The sequence below is a fragment of the Pseudomonas halotolerans genome, from assembly GCF_039581215.1.
Taxonomy (GTDB): domain Bacteria; phylum Pseudomonadota; class Gammaproteobacteria; order Pseudomonadales; family Pseudomonadaceae; genus Aquipseudomonas; species Aquipseudomonas tehranensis.
Window position 1 is genome coordinate 175,061 of record NZ_JBCNTJ010000003.1, and the last position, 18,051, is coordinate 193,111.

An 18,051-nucleotide genomic window follows, 5' to 3' on the forward strand; every position below is an offset into this window, starting at 1 on the left:
ATGCCAAGAGATATTCAAGCCAAACTGCTGATCGTCGACGATCTGCCCGAGAATCTGTTGGCCCTGGAAGCACTGATCAGGCTTGATGACCGCGAGGTTTTCAAAGCCTTGTCGGCTGATGAGGCGCTGTCTCTGCTGCTGCAACACGACTTTGCCCTGGCCATTATTGACGTACAGATGCCGGGAATGAACGGATTTGAGCTAGCCGAATTGATGCGCGGCACCGAGAAAACCCGCAGCATTCCCATCATTTTTGTCAGCGCCGCTGGCCGTGAGCGCAACTATGCCTTCACCGGTTACGAAAGTGGCGCGGTGGACTTCCTGCACAAGCCTCTGGACAACCACGCGGTCAAAAGCAAGGTCAACGTGTTTGTTGAGCTGTATCGCCAGAGAAAGGCGATGAAAGAGCAGGTCATTGCACTGCAGGAGAGTCGCCGGGAGCAGGAGGCGTTATTGGCGCAATTGCAAGCCACTCGCAGCGAGCTGGAGCAGGCGGTGCGTATGCGCGACGACTTCATGTCGATCGTTGCCCATGAGGTTCGCACGCCTCTCAACGGCCTGATTCTCGAGACGCAGCTGCGCAAGATGCACCTGGCCCGGGACAATGCCGCTGCCTTCAGCCTGGATAAGGTTCAGGCGATGGTTGAGCGTGACGAGCGCCAGATCAAAAGCCTGATCCGGTTGATCGAGGACATGCTCGACGTGTCGCGGATTCGCACCGGCAAATTGTCCATCCGTCCGAGCCGCTTCAACCTGACGACGCTGGTTGAAAACCTGCTACACAACTTTCAGCCGCAAGCGCTGGCCGCCGAATGCTCATTGATCTGCACGGCCGAGCCGTCGGTGGAAGGGCATTGGGATGAATTTCGTATTGAGCAGGTGGTGTCGAATCTGCTGACCAACGCCTTGCGCTATGGCGGTAAAAGCCCTATCGAGGTGCGTGTCTACAAGACCCCCGACCATGCCTGCGTCGAAGTCCAGGACCACGGGATCGGCATCAGCGAGGAGAACCAGGAACGGATCTTCCAGCAGTTCGAGCGGGTATCGTCCAAGGCCGTCGTTTCAGGCCTGGGGCTGGGGTTGTTCATCTCCGAGCAGATTGTGACCGCTCATGGCGGTACTATCACGGTCAATAGCCGCCTCAATGAAGGGGCGTTGTTTCGCGTCTGTCTGCCTTTTCAAAAAACGGTCTTGCCCAAAACCGTCGAACAGACGCAACCTCTGAGTGACCCGACGGTCGTATCAGCAGCTATTGATCGAACAAAGGCTTCTCATGAGTGAAGATGCGCAAGACGTTGTACTGATCGTCGAGGATGACCCGTCGATCCTGATGGTATTGTCGGCCTACCTGTCGGGCGAGGGGTATCGAGTGTTGCAGGCCGAAAACGGTGAGCAGGCGTTCGAGATCCTGGCCAGCAAGCCCCACCTGGACATGATGATCACCGACTTCCGCCTGCCCGGTGGCATCACTGGCGTGCAAATCGCGGAACCGGCGGTCCGCCTGCGCCCGGACCTGAAAGTCATCTTTATCAGTGGTTACGCACAGGAAGTGCGCGACACCGACAGTCCCATCACCCGCAAGGCCCCGATCCTGGGCAAACCGTTCGACCTGGATGTGTTGCAGCACATGATGCGCACGATGTTGTCGTAGGCGTGTAGAAGGATGAAGGAGGGCGAGATTTTGTGGGAGCAGGCCTTGCTGCCACAAAATCCCTGGTCACGGGCGAACGCTGTGCTGACACTTGGCCGGCTCACACCTTGATCATCTCCCGCACCTTGGCCGTCAACAGGTCAAAGGTGAACGGTTTGGTGATCATCTGCATGCCGGGATCCAGAAAGCCGCCGCGCACCGCTGCATGTTCAGCATAACCGGTGATGAACAGCACCCGCAGGTCCGGGCGGATCTGCCGGCCGATTTCCGCCAGTTGCCTGCCGTTCATGCCCGGCAAGCCCACGTCGCTGATCAATAGGTCGATGCGCTGGCTTGACTGAAGGATCGGCACGGCGCCGTCAGCATCGGCGGCCTCGACGAAGGCATAGCCCAGCTCGCTCAACACGGCGCTGACCAGCACCCGCACCGCCGGGTCGTCCTCGACGATCAGTACGGTCTCGCCGTCCTGGGCGTAAGGGGCGTGCTGTGTAGCGACCTGTGGCTCATTGACCTCTTCACCCACGAAGCGCGGCAGATAGAGGTTCACGGTGGTGCCTTTGCCGACTTCGCTGTCAATGGTCACGTGACCCCGCGACTGCTTGCTGAACCCATAGATCATCGACAGCCCCAGCCCGGTGCCCTGGCCGATCGGCTTGGTGGTGAAAAACGGGTCGAACGCACGATTGATGACCGCTTCAGGCATCCCGCAGCCGGAATCCTGCACACTCAATACCACGTAATCGCCCGGCTCCAGGTTGGTATAAGCCTCGGTGAAGTCGGCCTCCAGCTGTTGATTGAAGGTCTTGACCACCAATTGCCCACCGTCGGGCATTGCGTCCCGGGCGTTGAGTACCAGGTTGAGCAGGGCGCTTTCCAGTTGGTTGGGGTCGGCTTCGGCGATCCAGAGCTGATCGTCCAGTTGCATGTCCAGCCGGACGCTCTCGTTGAGGCTACGCTGCAACAGCTCGCCCATAGACAGCACCAGGGTGTTCATCTGCACCGCTTTTGAGTCCAGCGATTGTCGCCGGGAAAAGGCCAGCAAACGGTGCGTCAGGCCGGCTGCGCGATTGGCCGATGTCACCCCCAGATCGATCAGGCTGTCCAGGTCTTCGGTGCGCCCGCGGGCCAGGCGCCGGCGCAGCAGTTCGAGGCTGCCGATGATCCCGGTGAGCATGTTGTTGAAGTCATGGGCAATACCCCCCGTGAGTTGCCCGACCGCTTCCATTTTTTGCGACTGACGCAAGGCTTCCTCATTGTGGCGTAGCTGGGCCGTGCGTTCTTCCACTTGTTGCTCAAGGGTCTCGAGGGTGGTTTGCAGGCGCAGTTCGCTGTTACTCAGGTCGATCAGGCGGTCTCGGGCTTCATATTGCCTGCGGCGACCACGCAGGGCGGTGGTGACCACGCTCACCAGCGTGACCGGGTGAAAAGGCCGCTCGAGGAACGTGACGTTGCCCAACTGGGTGCCGATACGCGCCGCAGGGTTCTGTTCCGGCCCGCCGTGGTGGGTCAACAAAACAATCGGCAGGTCTGACCAGGCCGGTTGTTCTTCGATATGCGACAACAGCGTTTCCAGATCCGGCCCCACCAGGGCTTCGGAGGAAATCACCAACAGGCCGGCGCCGTGCTGCAGCTCTTCGCACAGGTGACCCAGATGTTGGCAGATAAGGCCGCCGAAGCCGGCTTCGCGCAGGATCATCAGGGCAATCTGGCTGTCGCGCCCCAGTGGCGCGAGGATCAACGCCCGCTCCGACAGGGGCTCGACCAACGTCACTGTTGATCATCCTTGAGCAACGGATTATCCGCTCCCATGTAGTTCGGCACCCCACGCAATACACCCTGGAAAGCTTCCAGCGGCTCGCCAATGGTCATGCCCTGTCTGCCGATGCGGTACTCGCGAATCGTGGATTCGTGGCTGCCGGTGCGTTTCTTGATGATGGAGATCGCTCGGCGGACTTTGCCCAGCGCTTCGAAATAACGCAACAGAATCACCGTATCGGCCAGGTAGGTAATGTCCACCGGCGCCTGCATGTCACCCACCAGACCGTGTTGCGCCACGGTCATGAAGGTCGCAGCACCCCTGCGGTTGAGGTAGAGCAGCAGCTCATGGACGTGCAGCACCAGGGCATTTTCCTCCGGCATGGCGGCCTGGTAGCCATTGATGCTGTCGATCACAACAGTCTTGATGTTGCCTTCATCGACACAACGGCGCACCCGATGCGAAAACTCGCCGGGAGACAACTCGGCGGCGTCCACCTGTTCGATCACCAGGTTCCCGGTCGCTCTGAGCGCCTCCAGGTCGATGCCGACGTTCCTCATGCGTTCAAACAGCAGACCCAGTTCTTCATCAAAGATGAACAGTGCGGCTTTTTCCCCACGCTGCACGGCGGCCGCGGCGAAAATCATCGAAATCAGCGATTTGCCGGTGCCGGCCGGGCCCAGGATCAAGGTGCTGGAACCCGTTTCGATGCCGCCGCCCAGCAAGGCGTCCATGCCATCAAGACCACTGGACAATTGCTGGCGCAGATATTGCCCGCGGTGTTCGGCAGCCACCAGACGCGGGAAGACATGAATGCCGTCGCCCATGATGGTGAAGTCATGATAACCACCCCGGTATTTCTGCCCGCGATATTTGACCACCCGAATGCGTCGCCGCTCGGCGCCATAATTGGGCGTCAGTTCTTCCAGGCGAATCACCCCATGAGCGACGCTGTGCACGGTCTTGTCCAGGGATTCGGTGGTCAGGTCATCGAGCAGCAGCACCGTGGCGTCGTAGCGCACGAAGTAATGCTTGATCGCCAGGATCTGGCGGCGATAGCGCAGTGAGCTTTGCGCCAGCAGGCGGATCTCCGACAGGCTGTCGAGCACCACCCGGGTCGGCTTGACCCGCTCGACCACTTCGAATATCTGCCGGGTCGCTTCCCCCAGCTCCAGGTCCGAGGAGTACAGCAGGCTTTGCTGATGCTCGGCGTTGAGCAGGCTTTCGGGAGGGGTCAGCTCGAAGATATGCACGTTTTCATCGATCGTCCAACCGTGGGACGCTGCGCCTTGGCGTAGTTCACGCTCGGTTTCCGACAACGTGATGTACAACGAACGTTCGCCGGCCTGGGCGCCGGCCAACAGGAATTGCAACGCGACCGTGGTCTTGCCGGTCCCGGGTTCCCCTTCCAGCAGGAACACATGGCCGCGGGACAAGCCACCGGAAAGGATGTCATCCAGCCCTTCAATACCGGTGGCGGCTTTTGCGCTGATCAACTCGTTAGATGTAGACAAAAAAAGCCCTCTCATGACTAGGGAAGTGGGCAGCAGGCTGCATAACGCCTGAAAATGAACTGCCTGATCACTTGACCTTTGGCCGTCATGGCGGTTCCGCTTACATCGACAAAACGCGGTGCACCGCACAACTTTTGACGCTCGGCGCGACCGCTACAGACCCTGCTGCAACGCCGGATCGTCTGGGTTGAGTTGCTCCAGTTGCGCCAACAGGATCTGCACATTCTGTAATTGCCCGGACTCCTTCCAGTAGTGGATCAGCAACACTCGCGCCCTGCGATCAGCCGGGTAGCGCTGAACGATTTCCTGCAACTGTTTTTGCGCCGCTTCCAGTTCCTGTTCGGCATACAGGGTGGTTGCCAGGTCATAGCGGTAATGCCGGTTATCGGGCTCAAGCTCCACTGCCTTTACCAAGCCAAGCACTGCGAACTCGGTCTGGCCGTGTTGCAGCAGCCACATGCCCAACGCATGCTGCAGATAAGCCGACTCCGGTTGGGCTTTCAACTGTTGGGCCAGCAATTGACGTGCGGCGTCGGCCTGGCCCTGTTTGTCCAGCACTTCGATCTGCATGACCAGTGCCGGCAGGTTGTCCGGTTGCAGGCGCAAGACCTGCTCCAGCGCCAATTGAGCCTTTTTCAGTTCAGCGTTGTGCAGATACAGCCGGGCGAGCTGATAGTAGGATTCGGCGGTTTGTGGACCGTCTTCAAGCGTCTGCTGCCACATGCCGATGGCAAGCTGCATGGGCCCGAAGTACAAACCAAGCTCATCCGGTGATAAACCCAGCAGCGCGTTCACTGCGGCGAACCGCACGCTTGGGTCTTGATCTTCGAGTAACGGCCCCAGCAACAGGCTGCGCTGGCCTGTTGGCACTAGCCCGCCGATGCTGCCGATGGCCGCTCGACGCACGTCCGGCGATTCGCTGTGCAGGTCTGCGTCCGCCAATTTCAGGGCTTGGGGGCTTGGATAGTTTGGTAGCTCGGCGTGCAGCCATACCCGGCGTTTGGGCGACAGGTCCGGGCGCCCCAATTGCTGATAGAGCATCCGCGCGGCCCCTGGCTGCCCATTGCGTGCGTGCTCAAGGGCTTCACTGTAGCCACGCTTGATTGCCTCGGGGATTTGCGGCGTCGTGCTGCGTAGCCACATTGCGACTAGACCGATGACCACCAGGACGAGCAGGCTGAGCAACAGATAGCGGCGAGGCGAGGGCATGCAGGTAGTCCATAACCAGGAAGCGTGAAATGCCGCCAGCTTCGGTCAGGCGCAGGCTTGAGTCAAACCTTGTGAAGCGTTTGCACATGATCCTGTGGGGGCGGGCTTGCTCGCGAAGGCGGCAGCACATCCAACATCTCCTCAAGCCGATCCGCCGTTTTCGCGAGCAAGCCCGCTCCCACAATGGAGCTGCGGCGAACCTCGATTCGGTGCCCCGCAAGAGACTGGGTTTGCAACAGGCAAAAAAAGCCCCGCGTCCAATAGGGGAAGCGGGGCAAACATTTGGTTGGTTGCGGCCAACCAAAGGAGCTCGGTTGAATCAGATCGGTCAGTTGCTGGCTACGGTTTCCGGTTGCCAGCCGCCGCCCAAGGCCTTGTAGATCGCGACAATGCCGCGATACAGGTCCACTTCGGCCTGGGCCTGAGTGTCCTCGGCGGCCAGACGCTCACGTTGGGCATCCAACAGCACGAGGAAATCCTCGGTGCCTTCGCGGTAGCGGATTTCGGCCAGGTCAGCGGCGGCTCGGCTCGATTCGCTCTGACGGATCAGTGAAATCAGGCGTTGCTGGCGCTTGCCGTAGTCGCTGAAGGCGTTTTCCGACTCCTCCAAGGCCAGCAGCACTTGCTGTTCGTAGGTCGCCAACGCGCCGTCAGCCTCGGCGTCGGCACCGCGCAGACGAGCCCGCACACTGCCCAGATCGAAGGCGGCCCAGGTGATGCTTGGCCCCAGCGCCCAGGCATTGGCCGCCGAGGAGCCAATCTGCGAACCGCGCCCGGCAGTAAAGCCCAGGAAACCGCTGAGGCTGACCCGTGGGAACAGGTCGGCCTTGGCCACACCGATGCGCGCGGTGGCGGCAGCGAGTTGGCGCTCGGCACTGAGAATGTCTGGGCGACGTTGCAACAGTTCGCCCGGGTCGCCAATCGGCAGGGCCTTGGCAATGGCCGGCAGCTGTTTAGGGCTCAGGTCCACGCTCAGCTTGTCCGGCCGTTCGCCCAGCAAGGTAGCGATGCGGTTGCGCTGGCGTACCTGTTCGGCCTGCAACTGCGGCACGCTGGCTTCGACCGAGGCCAGGCGCGCATCGGCGCGGACCACGTCGAGCTGATCGCCGACGCCAGCGTCGCGCAGGCTCTCGGTAATCTTGCGCGAGGCCTGTTGGTTCTCAAGGTTCGCCAGGGCGATTTTTTCCCGCAGTTGGGCCCCGCGCAGTTGACCGTAGGCGTCCACCAGTTCGGCGATCATCGTCACCTGTAACTGATAGAGATCGGCTTCGACCGCCTGCTGATCGGCATCGGTGGCTTCCAGGTTGCGCCGGATACGCCCGAACAGATCCAGTTCCCAAGCCATGTCCAGGCCCAGGTCATAGCGTTCGGTACTGACCCGGTCGGTGGTTTCGCCCGGCACCTGGCCTTTGCCCAGGTTGCTGCTGGCACGGCTGGTGATGGTCGGCATGACGTCATTGCTGGCGTCGTCGCGTATTGCCCGGGCCGCTCGCAAACGGGCGAACGCCACGCGTAACTCGCGGTTGCCCTCCAGAGACCGGGTGACCAGCGCGTTGAGCGTCGGGTCTTCGAACTGCTGCCACCAGATCCCTTCGAAACGCGCCCGGTCGAAATTCTTTTGACCGGCGGCACCGTCGGTGGCGGTGGTGATGTTCGCCGCCTCCGTTTGCGGTGCCTTGTAGTCCGGGCCCACGGCGCACGCACTCAAGGCCAGTACCAGCAGGCTTGGCACAAACACTTTCAAACTCATTGTTGCGCCTCCAGTTTCAAGGCACGGGCCGCTTTGCGGGCCTCGCTGCGCTCGACAAAGTTGCGGATCAGTACATAGAACACCGGCGTGAGCAGCAGGCCGAAGAAGGTCACCCCGAGCATGCCCGAGAACACCGCGACACCCATGGCATGGCGCATTTCCGCACCGGCACCGCTGGAGAAGACCAGCGGCACCACGCCCATGATGAACGCGAAGGACGTCATCAGGATCGGCCGCAGACGCAAGCGGCAGGCCTCCAACACCGCAGCCAGGGGGTTCAGACCCTCGAGCTGTTTATCCTTGGCAAACTCGACGATCAGAATGGCGTTCTTGCAGGCAAGCCCCACCAGTACGATCAATCCGATCTGGGTAAAGATGTTGTTGTCGCCGCCGGAGAGAATCACCCCGGTAATGGCCGACAGCAGGGTCATCGGTACGATCAGGATCACCGCCAGTGGCAGACTCCAGCTTTCGTACTGCGCCGCCAGCACCAGGAACGCCAGCAGGACGCAGAGCGGGAACACGAACAGCGCGGTGTTGCCCGAAAGAATCTGCTGGTACGTCAGGTCGGTCCACTCGTAAGTCATGCCGTTGGGCAATTCTTCATTGAGCAGTTTCTCAATAGCCTTTTCTGCCTGGCCGGAGCTGTAGCCCGGCGCAGCGGCACCGTTGATTTCCGCAGTGATGAAGCCGTTGTAGTGCATGACCCGGTCAGGTCCCGAGGTATCGCTGACCTTGATGAAGGTCGCCAGCGGGATCATCTCGCCACGGTTGTTGCGCACCTTGAGCTGGCCAATCTGGTCCGACTCGAGACGGAACTGCTGCTCGGCCTGAACGTTGACCTGATAGGTGCGGCCAAAGCGGTTGAAGTCGTTGGCATACAGCGAGCCCAGGTAGATCTGCAGGGTGTCGAAGATGTCGCTGACGGCCACGCCGTGGGTCTTGGCTTTTTCACGATCGATGGCAGCATCGACCTGCGGCACGTTCACCGTGTAGCTGGTGAACAGCCCGGCCAGTTCCGGCACGTTGTGGCTCTTGGTGATGATGTTCATGGTTTCTTTGTACAGCTCGTCGTAGCCCAGGTTGCCCCGGTCTTCGATTTGCAGACGGAAACCACCGATCGTGCCCAGACCCTGTACCGGCGGCGGCGGGAAGATCGCCATGTAGGCTTCCTGGATTTCCGAGTACTGGCCGTTCAAGGCCCCGGCAATGGCCCCGGCAGACATGCTGGGGTCCTTGCGCTCGTCGAAAGGCTTGAGGGTCACGAACACGATGCCGGCGTTCGGGCTGTTGGTGAAGCCGTTGATCGACAGGCCAGGGAAGGCCACGGCGCTTTCAACGCCCGGTTGCTTGAGGGCCATGTCCGACATGCGCTTGATCACGTCTTCGGTGCGATCCAGGCTCGCGGCGTCGGGCAGTTGCGCGAAGGCCACCAGGTATTGCTTGTCCTGGCCCGGTACAAAACCGGTCGGGGTATTGGAGAACCCGAAGAACGTCAACACCATCAGGCCCGCGTACACCAGCAGGGCGATGCCGCTGCTGCGAATCACTCGGCCTACCGTACCCACGTAGCTGTGGCTGGCACGGTCGAAGAAACGGTTGAAAGGGCGGAACAACCAGCCGCCGAAAATCTTGTCCAGGAACCTGGAAAACCGGTCCTTGGGCGCGTCGTGGCTCTTGAGCAACACGGCAGCCAACGCTGGTGACAGGGTCAGGGAGTTGAAGGCCGAGATCACCGTGGAGATGGCAATGGTCAAAGCGAACTGCTTATAGAACTGCCCGGTCAAGCCGCTGATGAACGCCGCGGGAACGAAGACCGCACACAACACCAGTGCCGTGGCGATGATCGGCCCGGTCACTTCGCCCATGGCGCGTTTGGTGGCTTCCACCGGAGTCAGGCCCAAACCGATGTTCCGTTCGACGTTCTCCACCACCACGATGGCGTCGTCCACCACGATACCGATCGCCAGGACCAGCCCGAACAGCGAGAGCGCGTTCAGCGAGAAGCCGAACAGGTGCATCACGGCGAACGTACCGATCAGCGACACCGGCACGGCCACCAGCGGAATGATCGAGGCGCGCCAGGTCTGCAGGAACAGGATCACCACCAGCACCACGAGGATCAGCGCTTCGAACAGGGTGTGAACCACCGCCTCGATGGAGCCGCGCACGAAGATCGTCGGGTCATAGACGATGCTGTAGTCCATCCCCGCCGGGAAGTTCTGCTTGAGTTCGTCCATTTTGGCGCGAACGTCGTTGGAGATCTGAATGGCGTTGGAGCCGGGGCGCTGGAAGATCGGGATTGCCACCGCCGGCTGGTTGTCGAGCAAGGAGCGCAGGGCGTATTGACTCGAGCCCAGCTCCACGCGTGCGATGTCTTTGAGGCGGGTGATTTCACCGTTTTCGCCGGAACGAATGATGATGTTTTCGAACTCTTCCTCATTCACCAGGCGTCCCTGGGTGTTGATCGAGAGCTGGAATGCCTGGGCATTGGGGGCCGGAGGCGCGCCCAAGGCACCGGCGGCGACCTGGCGGTTCTGTTCACGGATGGCGGTGACCACATCGGTGGCGGTCAGGTTGCGCGAAGCCGTCTTGTTCGGGTCAAGCCAGACCCGCAGGGAATAGTCCCCCATGCCGAACAGCTGCACATCACCCACGCCGCCCAGGCGTGCCAGCTCATCCTTGATGTTGAGCAGGGCGTAGTTGGACAGGTAAAGCATGTCGTAGCGCTGGTCCGGCGAGGTCAAGTGCACCACCATGGTCAGGTCGGGCGAGGCCTTGTCCACCGTGATGCCGATACGCGTGACTTCTTCCGGCAGCTTGGGTTCGGTCCGTGTGACACGGTTCTGCACCTGCACCTGAGCGTTGTCCAGGTCGGTGCCCAGCGCGAAGGTGATGGTCAGGGTGATCTTGCCATCGGCGGTGGATTGCGAGGACATGTACAGCATGTTCTCGACGCCGGTGATGGCTTGCTCCAGAGGCGCGGCCACGGTTTCGCCGATGACCTTGGGGTTGGCGCCCGGGAAGTTGGCGCGCACGACCACGGTCGGCGGTACGACCTCCGGGTATTCGCTGATCGGCAACTGGAACAGTGAGATGGCGCCGGCGATCAGGATCAGCAGCGAAAGCACCGCTGCGAAGATCGGCCGCGAAATGAAGAACTGGGAAAATTTCATCTTGAGTTCAGTCCCTTAACCGCGTGGGGTCGCTGCGGCCAGTTTGCCTGCCGATCCGGAAGCAGCCTTGGCAGGCGCGACTTGGGGCAGGTTGCTGGCTTCGAGCGCTTTTCGTTGTTGTGCCAGGGCGGCGATGGTTTCTTCGCTGGCCATCGGCACGGTTTCAGGCGTGACCGGCGAACCGGGACGAGCGCGTTGCAGGCCCTTGACGATGATGGTGTCGTCCTTGCTCAGGCCCTTGCGCACGATGCGCAGGCCTTCGATCTTCGGCCCCAGCTCGACGGCGCGGTAGGCCGGTTTGTTGTCGGCGTCCATCACCAGCACGAACTTCTTGCCCAGATCGGTGCCGACCGCTTCGTCGTTGATCAGCACGGCCGAGTAAGTGCCGCTGCCCACTAGTTTGAGCCGGGCATACAGCCCTGGGGTGTAGGCGCCATCCTGGTTGTCGAACACCGCGCGACCACGAATGGTACCGGTCTGTGGATTGACCTGGTTGTCGATGAAATTCATGTGACCCAGGTGCGGATTACCTTCCTCGTTGGACAGGCCCATGTAGACCGGAGTCGCCTGACCGCGCTGGCCCTCGCGGGCAAGGCGGGTGTATTTGAGGAAGACGCGTTCGTCGGCATCGAAGTAGGCGTAGACCTTGTCGGTGGACACCACGCTGGTGAGCGGCGTGACATCGGCGGTTACCAGGTTGCCGGCGGTGATATCCGCACGGCTCACGCGACCGCTGATGGGCGAAGTGACTCGGGTGAAGCTCAGGTTCAGTTTGGCCAGGTCCAGTTGCGCCTGGATCGCCGCAGCGGCAGCACGGGCTTCCTGGGCAGCGCTGGTGCGCGAATCCGCCAGCTCGGCGGAAATGGCGTTGCTCAAGCGCAGGCGCTCGCCACGCTTGGCTTCGTTCTCGCTGCGAGTGGCGGTGGCACGGGCCTGGGCCAGTTGGGCTTCAAGGCGTCGAACTTCAGCCTGGAACGGACGCGGGTCGATCTGGAATAACAGATCGCCCTTTTTGACCAGCGCGCCTTCGGTGAACGCTACGCTATCGATCTGCCCCGAAACCCGTGGTCGGATCTCGACGGTTTCCGGCGCCTCGAGGCGCCCGGTGAATTCGTCCCACTCATTGACCGGCTGCTCCAGCACCTTGGCCACACTGACTTTGGCCGCCGGCATGGACGCCGCCGTATCTGGGGTCTTGCCGCACGCGCTCATCACCAGCACCGCCATCAGTGCGAGGGGAAAGCGCAGTTTTGAAAGTGAATATTCCATGGATAGCATCCGCCAAGAGTATTGAGATGGGCGGATGATGCGGGGGGAGGCGGTGAGGCACGAATCGAATGAAACAAAGGTAACTATCATTCGGAATGATATAAGCCATCGCCCAGGTGTCTAGCCTGGGGCTTTCGTTAGGCTGCTATCAATCCTGCTGATATCCCTTCAGGTGGCTGGAGGCGCCACCCTGCCTGCGGGAAGACCCGTTACTGCGGTAGATAACGGTCATGGATGCGCTGGATTTCGCCGCTGGCGCGAAGGCTTTCAACGGCCGCCCGCAGCTTTTCGACCATTTTCGGGGAGCATTGTCTGGAACAAGCCAGATACAGATCGGCGCGACTATTGACCGGACTCATGAGCAGTTTGCGCTTGGACACCTTTGGCCAAATGTACTGACTTTCAGGGACGCCGTTGAACCAGGCGTCGATACGCCCCATCAAGAGCATCTGGGCGGGGTTGTCGCCGATGGCCAGCGGGTAGATCTGGTCGTCGCTGAACCCTTCGGTGCGCAGGATCTCCTGCTGTGCACTTCCCAGGCCGACGCCGATCTTGCGGTAGGTTTGCCTGGCTTCGGCGAAGCTGCTCACTGGCCGGTCGAGGGTGAAGAACGCTCGCTCCATGGGCATGACCGAAGCGATCCAGGTAAAGCGATCCTCGCGTTCCGGCGTACGCGACAGGGGCGCGATCAACTGATTGCGCTGTTCGCTGACGTGTTTCTGTGCCCGGGCCCAGGGAAGGATATGGAGCTTGACGGCATACCCGGCCTGGGTCATGGCCGCCACCGCCACATCGCCGACAATTCCGTGCCCCTTGGGGTCGTCGACAAACGTCAGCGGCGGCGCGTCGAGAATGTGCAGTTCAATCGTCAAGGGGGCGGCGTACGCGCTATCGACAATCAGCATCGACAGCATCAGATTCAGGCGCGAGAGTACTTTTGTACGGCCTTCCGATACGCGTTTGATCCGGCTCATGATCGATACTTCAGGCATTGAAAGTGATGCGCCGTTCCAAACGCTTGGCGCCAGAAACATCGTCCTGCCATGTTCACCACGGCTTTTTTATGGGTGCATATCAACGCTGTCGGCTTGATTGCGGGTATCTGAAGGTATAGATCATCCGGCCGACAAAAACCTCTTTACCCAGGATCGCTCCTGGCTTGTTCAGCAATCAGTTGGGCCAGTATGCGCACCGGTTCGGTGAGACTGGACCGATGCACGAGCCCGATATCCCGATGGAAGGTGTGCTGGCCAAGGTCGAGGGCTCTCACACCCGTCGGCCAGTCATGCGCCGATGTTTGTGGCACCAATGCCACCCCCACACCGTTTTCAACCAGCTTGATGATGGCTTCCAGTTCATCCAGTTCACACACCTCGCGCACGGTGAAATGCATTTGCCGCAGGAAACGATCCACCTGCCGGCCACCGAATGAAGCACGGTCATATCGAATGAATGGAAGGCTGGAAAGGAGTGTCGTCCAGTCTTCCCCCGGCACTTGGCGTGCAACGATCAATCGATACGGCTCAAGGGTCAGGGTCGTCCAGCGCAGATCGCTCTGAAGCGAGAAGGGCGGACGGATGATGGCCGCCATGTCGATTTCGCCAGCGTCCACCAGGTTGACCAGCTCCATCGACAGCCCCGGCAGCACCCGAGTACGGCACTGAGGGCATTGCTGATGGAACCTGGCCAGCGCGTCCGGCAAATAGGAACGCTGGACGGACGCAATGGCGCCAATGTTCACCAGGACACTGGCCGCAAGTTCTGGGGAACCACCGCCCAGGTTGTCGTAGAGACGAAGCAATTCTTGCGCTTGCAAAAGGACTTGCTGACCCTTGCGGTTGAGGTGGGCCGAGCGTCCTTTGCGGTCGAATATTTCGAAGCCCAACTGCGCCTCCAGGCGCTGGATCTGCGCGCTCACGGCAGCCTGGGTGAGGCCGATCCTGTTCCCGGCCGCCGCGAAAGTGCCTTCCCGTGCCACGGCGATGAGTGTCTTGAGTTCTTTGATCATTCACAAATATTAATTGTGTTTTTAAGCAATATATATTGATTTTTCCGCAGCCAGCGCCGCTCTACGATGGCTGCTCCCCCAAAAAGCACACAAGGAACCCTGATGAGCCTCTCTCCCTTCCACTTGGCAATCCCGGTTTACGACCTCGCTGGCGCACGGACCTTTTATGGCGAAGTGTTTGGACTGCAAGAGGGGCGCTCCAGCGCCCAGTGGGTCGACTTCAATTTTTACGGCCACCAACTGGTGATTCATGAGCAGCCAAAAACCGCAGCCCAGGACAGCGTCCACAGCAACCCGGTGGACGGCCATGACGTGCCTGTTCCTCATTTCGGCATCATTTTGGGCTGGGAAGAATGGGAGGCACTGGCCGAACGATTGAAATCCTTCGGCACCCAGTTTGTGATTGAGCCCTACATTCGTTTCAAGGGGCAGGTGGGTGAACAGGCCACAATGTTTCTGTTCGACCCTTGCGGGAACGCGCTTGAGTTCAAGGCGTTCAAGGATATGAGTCAGCTCTTCGCAAAGTAGTAGAGACGAAGGCGCAACGGGCCGAGAGCAGCGCTTTGGCTGAAAACGATCAATGCATTTTGCTGTGATCGTGACTTTCCATATTGTTGAGCGCTCGCACCGGTGCTTTCACCTCAACCGTTTCTTGCTCGCCCCTGGCATTTTCAACCGTCAGGGTCAGCGGAACGCTATCGCCTTCTTTCATTTGGCCGGTCAGGCCCATCAGCATCACGTGATAGCCGTTGGGATCAAAGCTGATGGCCTTGCCAGCTGGCAGATTGACGGATGCCACCGGCCCCATTCTCATCACGTCGTTGCTCATGGTCATTTCGTGTATCTGCACGTCCCTGGCCACAGGCGAGGTCACGCTGAGCAACTTGCTGTCGCTGTCGGCGGTGACGGTCATGAATGCGCCCGTTGCCGACTGGTTCGCAACGGTGGCGCGCACCCATGCGTCATCGACTTTGGTCTGTGCCGAAACCTGGAAAGCGAGCCCCAGCAATGACAGGCCGAATACTTTTACAGTTCTGTTCAACACAGGGCGCATCAGCAGACCTCCATGACAGTGAGCAAGTCTTCGGTACACTCTTGTGCCGAAAGGGATTGGGACAGCCCCAGGCGCAGCGTGCCCCGAGAGTCGTAGACAAAACTGGTGGCGGTGTGCGACAGGGTGTAGGTAGAGCCTGCCGGCACTTTTTCGTAGAACACATCGAACTCTTTGGCCGTGGCCGCGGTTTCTTCGAGTGAGCCATACAGCGCGACGAATGAAGGGTCGAACGTCTTGACGTAGGCGTCGAGAATTTGCGGAGTATCGCGCTCAGGATCCAGGGTGATGAAGATCACCTGAAGCCGCTCGCCGTCGCGTCCCATCAATTTCTTGATGGTCGCGGCCCGGGCCAGGGTAGTCGGACAGATCGCCGGGCACTGGGTAAACCCAAAGAAAATCATCGGCATCATGCCGCGAAAGCTCGACAACGACTGGGTGTTGCCTTCGGTGTCCTTGAGCTTGAAAGTGCGTCCCAGAATCTTGTCGCTCAGATCCTTGCCGTACTTGTACGACAGTTCGCCACGCGTGTCGCAGCCGGCGACCAGGCCCAGCCCGAGCACGCCCATGCCTGCAATCACCTTGCGGCGAGTCAACAAAGCCGTCATTTATTACCGCCTTTTGCATGCCCGTCAGTCAGCAGGACTGGCGGGCGGGTTAGCCGTGAAAGCGGCGCATGATACCAAAGTGCGCGGATGCGCCGGTTTGCGATCACCGGGCAGAACGGCGTGAGGCGACAAAAGGTGTAAGAAAAGGTGACGGGCGATTCTGTGATCGCCCCTTCAGAACTGCACACACATGCCGATACAGCGCGCGTAGATCCTGATTGCGCATGCGCTTCAGAGGAGCTAGCCCCAAATACTCAAGGCGTATGTGCGCCTGTCCTCACTACGTTTTTCGCAGGTCTGCACATAAGCGCACCTCAGGTAAGAATCATGTCAACCCACCACGGGACCGAGCTGAAGGACGCCCTGGCCGTATGCAAAGGCAGTTTTCTTTGCGTTGGTTTTTTCAGTTTTTTCGTCAATTTGCTGATGCTGGTTCCATCGTTCTACATGTTGCAGGTGTATGACCGCGCCGTAGGAAGCGCCAGCCAGTCGACTCTGTTGATGCTCACGCTGATCATGTTGCTGTTGATGATTACGATGGGCGGCCTGGAGTGGGTTCGTTCGCGGATTATGGTACGAATCAGTACTCGCCTGGACACGCTGCTGGGCCAGCGTCTGTTCGACGCCAGTTTCAAGCGGGCACTCAACACCAATGGCATGAATGCCACCGCCCAGCCGTTGAGCGACCTTAACGCCTTGCGCCAGTTTCTGACCGGTAACGGTTTGTTTGCCTTTTTCGATGCTCCGTGGATTCCGATCTACCTGGCGGTGATGTTCATTTTTCATCCCTGGTACGGGTGGATGGGGGTGGGGAGTGCGGTGTTGCTGGGAGCGCTGGCCTTCGTCAACGAAAAGCTCACCCACGCCCCCCTGCAGGCTGCCAACCGCGAGCAGATCGCGGCTACCACCTTCACTAACAAGAGTCTGCGCAATGCCGAAGTGGTCGAGTCCATGGGCATGCTTGCAAGTCTGCGTCAGCACTGGAACGGCCAAACCCATAAGGTCCTGACCCTGCAAAGCCTGGCCAGTGACCGCGCCGCGACCATGATGGCGATGTCCAGGACGTTCCGTCAGATTGTTCAGTCGCTGATGCTGGGCCTGGGCGCCTACTTGACGATCAATCATGAAATTTCGCCCGGACTGATGATTGCCGGCTCCATTTTACTGGGGCGCGCCCTGGCGCCCATCGATCAGTTGATCGGCGTCTGGAAAGGCTTTCTTGGTGCACGCTCGCAATATGCCCGATTACACGAGTTGCTGGTCAAGATCGCCGCCGAGCCTGAGCGCATGTCGTTGCCGGCACCTGAAGGGGCGATTCGCGTCGAGGGGCTTTCTGTGGGTTCCCCGGACAATCGCAAGCCGATTATTCGCGGCGTGGACTTCCAGGTGGCCGCTGGTGAAGTGGTGGGGATCATCGGTCCCAGCGGCGCAGGAAAGTCGACCCTGGCCAGGGCGTTGCTGGGGATCTGGCCAAACCTGGCCGGGACCGTGCGCCTGGACGGTGCAGACATCAGCCAATGGCGCCGGGACGAACTGGGCCAGTACATCGGCTATTTGCCCCAGGACATAGAACTGTTCGAGGGCAGCATCAGCCAGAATATCTCACGCTTCGGTCCGGTGAATGCGCCTGCAGTGGTCGCCGCCGCGCGCATGGCCGGCGTCCATGAACTGGTGCTGCAGCTGCCCGATGGCTACGACACATTGATTGGCGCCAATGGCGGTGGGCTCTCTGGCGGCCAGCGGCAACGCATCGGGCTGGCCCGCGCCTTGTATGGTGAGCCGCGTCTGGTGGTGCTCGATGAGCCGAACTCCAATCTGGATGACGCTGGAGAAAAAATGCTCGCCCAAGCGCTGCAGAAACTGCGGCAGAGTCGGGCCACGGTGTTTGTCATTACCCATCGATCCGGAGTGCTGGCGCAGGTGGACAAGCTGTTGGTTCTCAATCATGGCGAGCTGAGTCTGTTCGGGCCGCGCGACAAAGTCCTGGCACGGCTGCAGGGCGCGACGCTCTCGGACCACCAGGCTGCCGCGATTGAATCGTAGGGACGGATGAACAACG

The 18,051-nt window shown here is 60.2% G+C and carries 14 protein-coding genes; 4 read left to right on the forward strand and 10 right to left on the reverse strand.

The features are described from left to right. The gene (locus AAIS01_RS05555; protein WP_343468157.1) at positions 1-1,281 is read left to right on the forward strand and encodes a hybrid sensor histidine kinase/response regulator; all 1,281 of its coding nucleotides are present in this window, start codon (positions 1-3) and stop codon (positions 1,279-1,281) included. Beyond that, entirely contained in the window at positions 1,274-1,651 is a 378-nt protein-coding gene (locus AAIS01_RS05560) for a response regulator (RefSeq protein ID WP_343468158.1), read from the forward strand. Before AAIS01_RS05555 ends, AAIS01_RS05560 begins: the two co-directional genes overlap by 8 nt. Before the next feature lie 100 nt (positions 1,652-1,751). Here the strand turns inward: AAIS01_RS05560 and AAIS01_RS05565 are convergent, their stop codons facing one another. From AAIS01_RS05565 to AAIS01_RS05600, 8 genes are all read right to left on the reverse strand, one after another. Then, entirely contained in the window at positions 1,752-3,422 is a 1,671-nt protein-coding gene (locus tag AAIS01_RS05565; RefSeq protein WP_343468159.1) for a response regulator, read from the reverse strand. Continuing rightward, positions 3,419-4,921 carry an ATPase domain-containing protein gene (locus AAIS01_RS05570; RefSeq protein ID WP_343468160.1) on the reverse strand — a complete coding sequence of 501 codons (1,503 nt, stop codon included), beginning with the start codon at positions 4,919-4,921 and terminating at the stop codon, positions 3,419-3,421. The genes AAIS01_RS05565 and AAIS01_RS05570 overlap by 4 nt, the downstream gene beginning before the upstream one ends. A 153-nt stretch (positions 4,922-5,074) precedes the next feature. Then, entirely contained in the window at positions 5,075-6,130 is a 1,056-nt protein-coding gene (locus AAIS01_RS05575) for a tetratricopeptide repeat protein (RefSeq protein WP_343468161.1), read from the reverse strand. 328 nt (positions 6,131-6,458) lie between these two features. Further along, positions 6,459-7,880, reverse strand: coding sequence for an efflux transporter outer membrane subunit (locus AAIS01_RS05580; RefSeq protein WP_092398134.1), 1,422 nt, complete (start codon positions 7,878-7,880; stop codon positions 6,459-6,461). Beyond that, positions 7,877-11,056 (reverse strand): efflux RND transporter permease subunit, encoded by a 3,180-nt coding sequence (locus tag AAIS01_RS05585; RefSeq protein ID WP_343468162.1) that lies wholly within the window; start codon positions 11,054-11,056, stop codon positions 7,877-7,879. The genes AAIS01_RS05580 and AAIS01_RS05585 overlap by 4 nt, the downstream gene beginning before the upstream one ends. A gap of 15 nt (positions 11,057-11,071) precedes the next feature. Then, a complete protein-coding gene (gene mexE / locus AAIS01_RS05590) occupies positions 11,072-12,325 on the reverse strand; it encodes a multidrug efflux RND transporter periplasmic adaptor subunit MexE (RefSeq protein WP_343468163.1) in 1,254 nt (417 codons plus the stop codon). Positions 12,326-12,534: 209 nt separating this feature from the next. Further along, positions 12,535-13,299 (reverse strand): substrate-binding periplasmic protein, encoded by a 765-nt coding sequence (locus tag AAIS01_RS05595; RefSeq protein WP_343468164.1) that lies wholly within the window; start codon positions 13,297-13,299, stop codon positions 12,535-12,537. Between the two features lie 164 nt (positions 13,300-13,463). After that, entirely contained in the window at positions 13,464-14,333 is an 870-nt protein-coding gene (locus AAIS01_RS05600) for a LysR family transcriptional regulator (protein WP_343468165.1), read from the reverse strand. Between the two features lie 102 nt (positions 14,334-14,435). Here AAIS01_RS05600 and AAIS01_RS05605 point away from each other — a divergent pair, with 102 nt between their 5' ends. Then, on the forward strand, positions 14,436-14,861 hold the full coding sequence (locus AAIS01_RS05605; protein ID WP_343468166.1) for a VOC family protein: 426 nt from the start codon (positions 14,436-14,438) through the stop codon (positions 14,859-14,861). A gap of 49 nt (positions 14,862-14,910) precedes the next feature. Here the strand turns inward: AAIS01_RS05605 and AAIS01_RS05610 are convergent, their stop codons facing one another. Together AAIS01_RS05610 and AAIS01_RS05615 are read right to left on the reverse strand one after the other, a co-directional pair. After that, positions 14,911-15,387, reverse strand: a complete 477-nt coding sequence (locus tag AAIS01_RS05610; protein WP_343468167.1) for a copper chaperone PCu(A)C — start codon at positions 15,385-15,387, stop codon at positions 14,911-14,913. Further along, positions 15,387-15,992: an SCO family protein gene (locus AAIS01_RS05615; RefSeq protein WP_343468168.1), complete on the reverse strand. Its 606-nt coding sequence runs from the start codon at positions 15,990-15,992 to the stop codon at positions 15,387-15,389. The genes AAIS01_RS05610 and AAIS01_RS05615 overlap by 1 nt, the downstream gene beginning before the upstream one ends. A gap of 327 nt (positions 15,993-16,319) precedes the next feature. On the opposite strand from AAIS01_RS05615, the gene AAIS01_RS05620 reads away from it, so the two are divergent. Further along, positions 16,320-18,035 (forward strand): type I secretion system permease/ATPase, encoded by a 1,716-nt coding sequence (locus tag AAIS01_RS05620; RefSeq protein WP_343468169.1) that lies wholly within the window; start codon positions 16,320-16,322, stop codon positions 18,033-18,035. Positions 18,036-18,051: the final 16 nt, after the last annotated feature.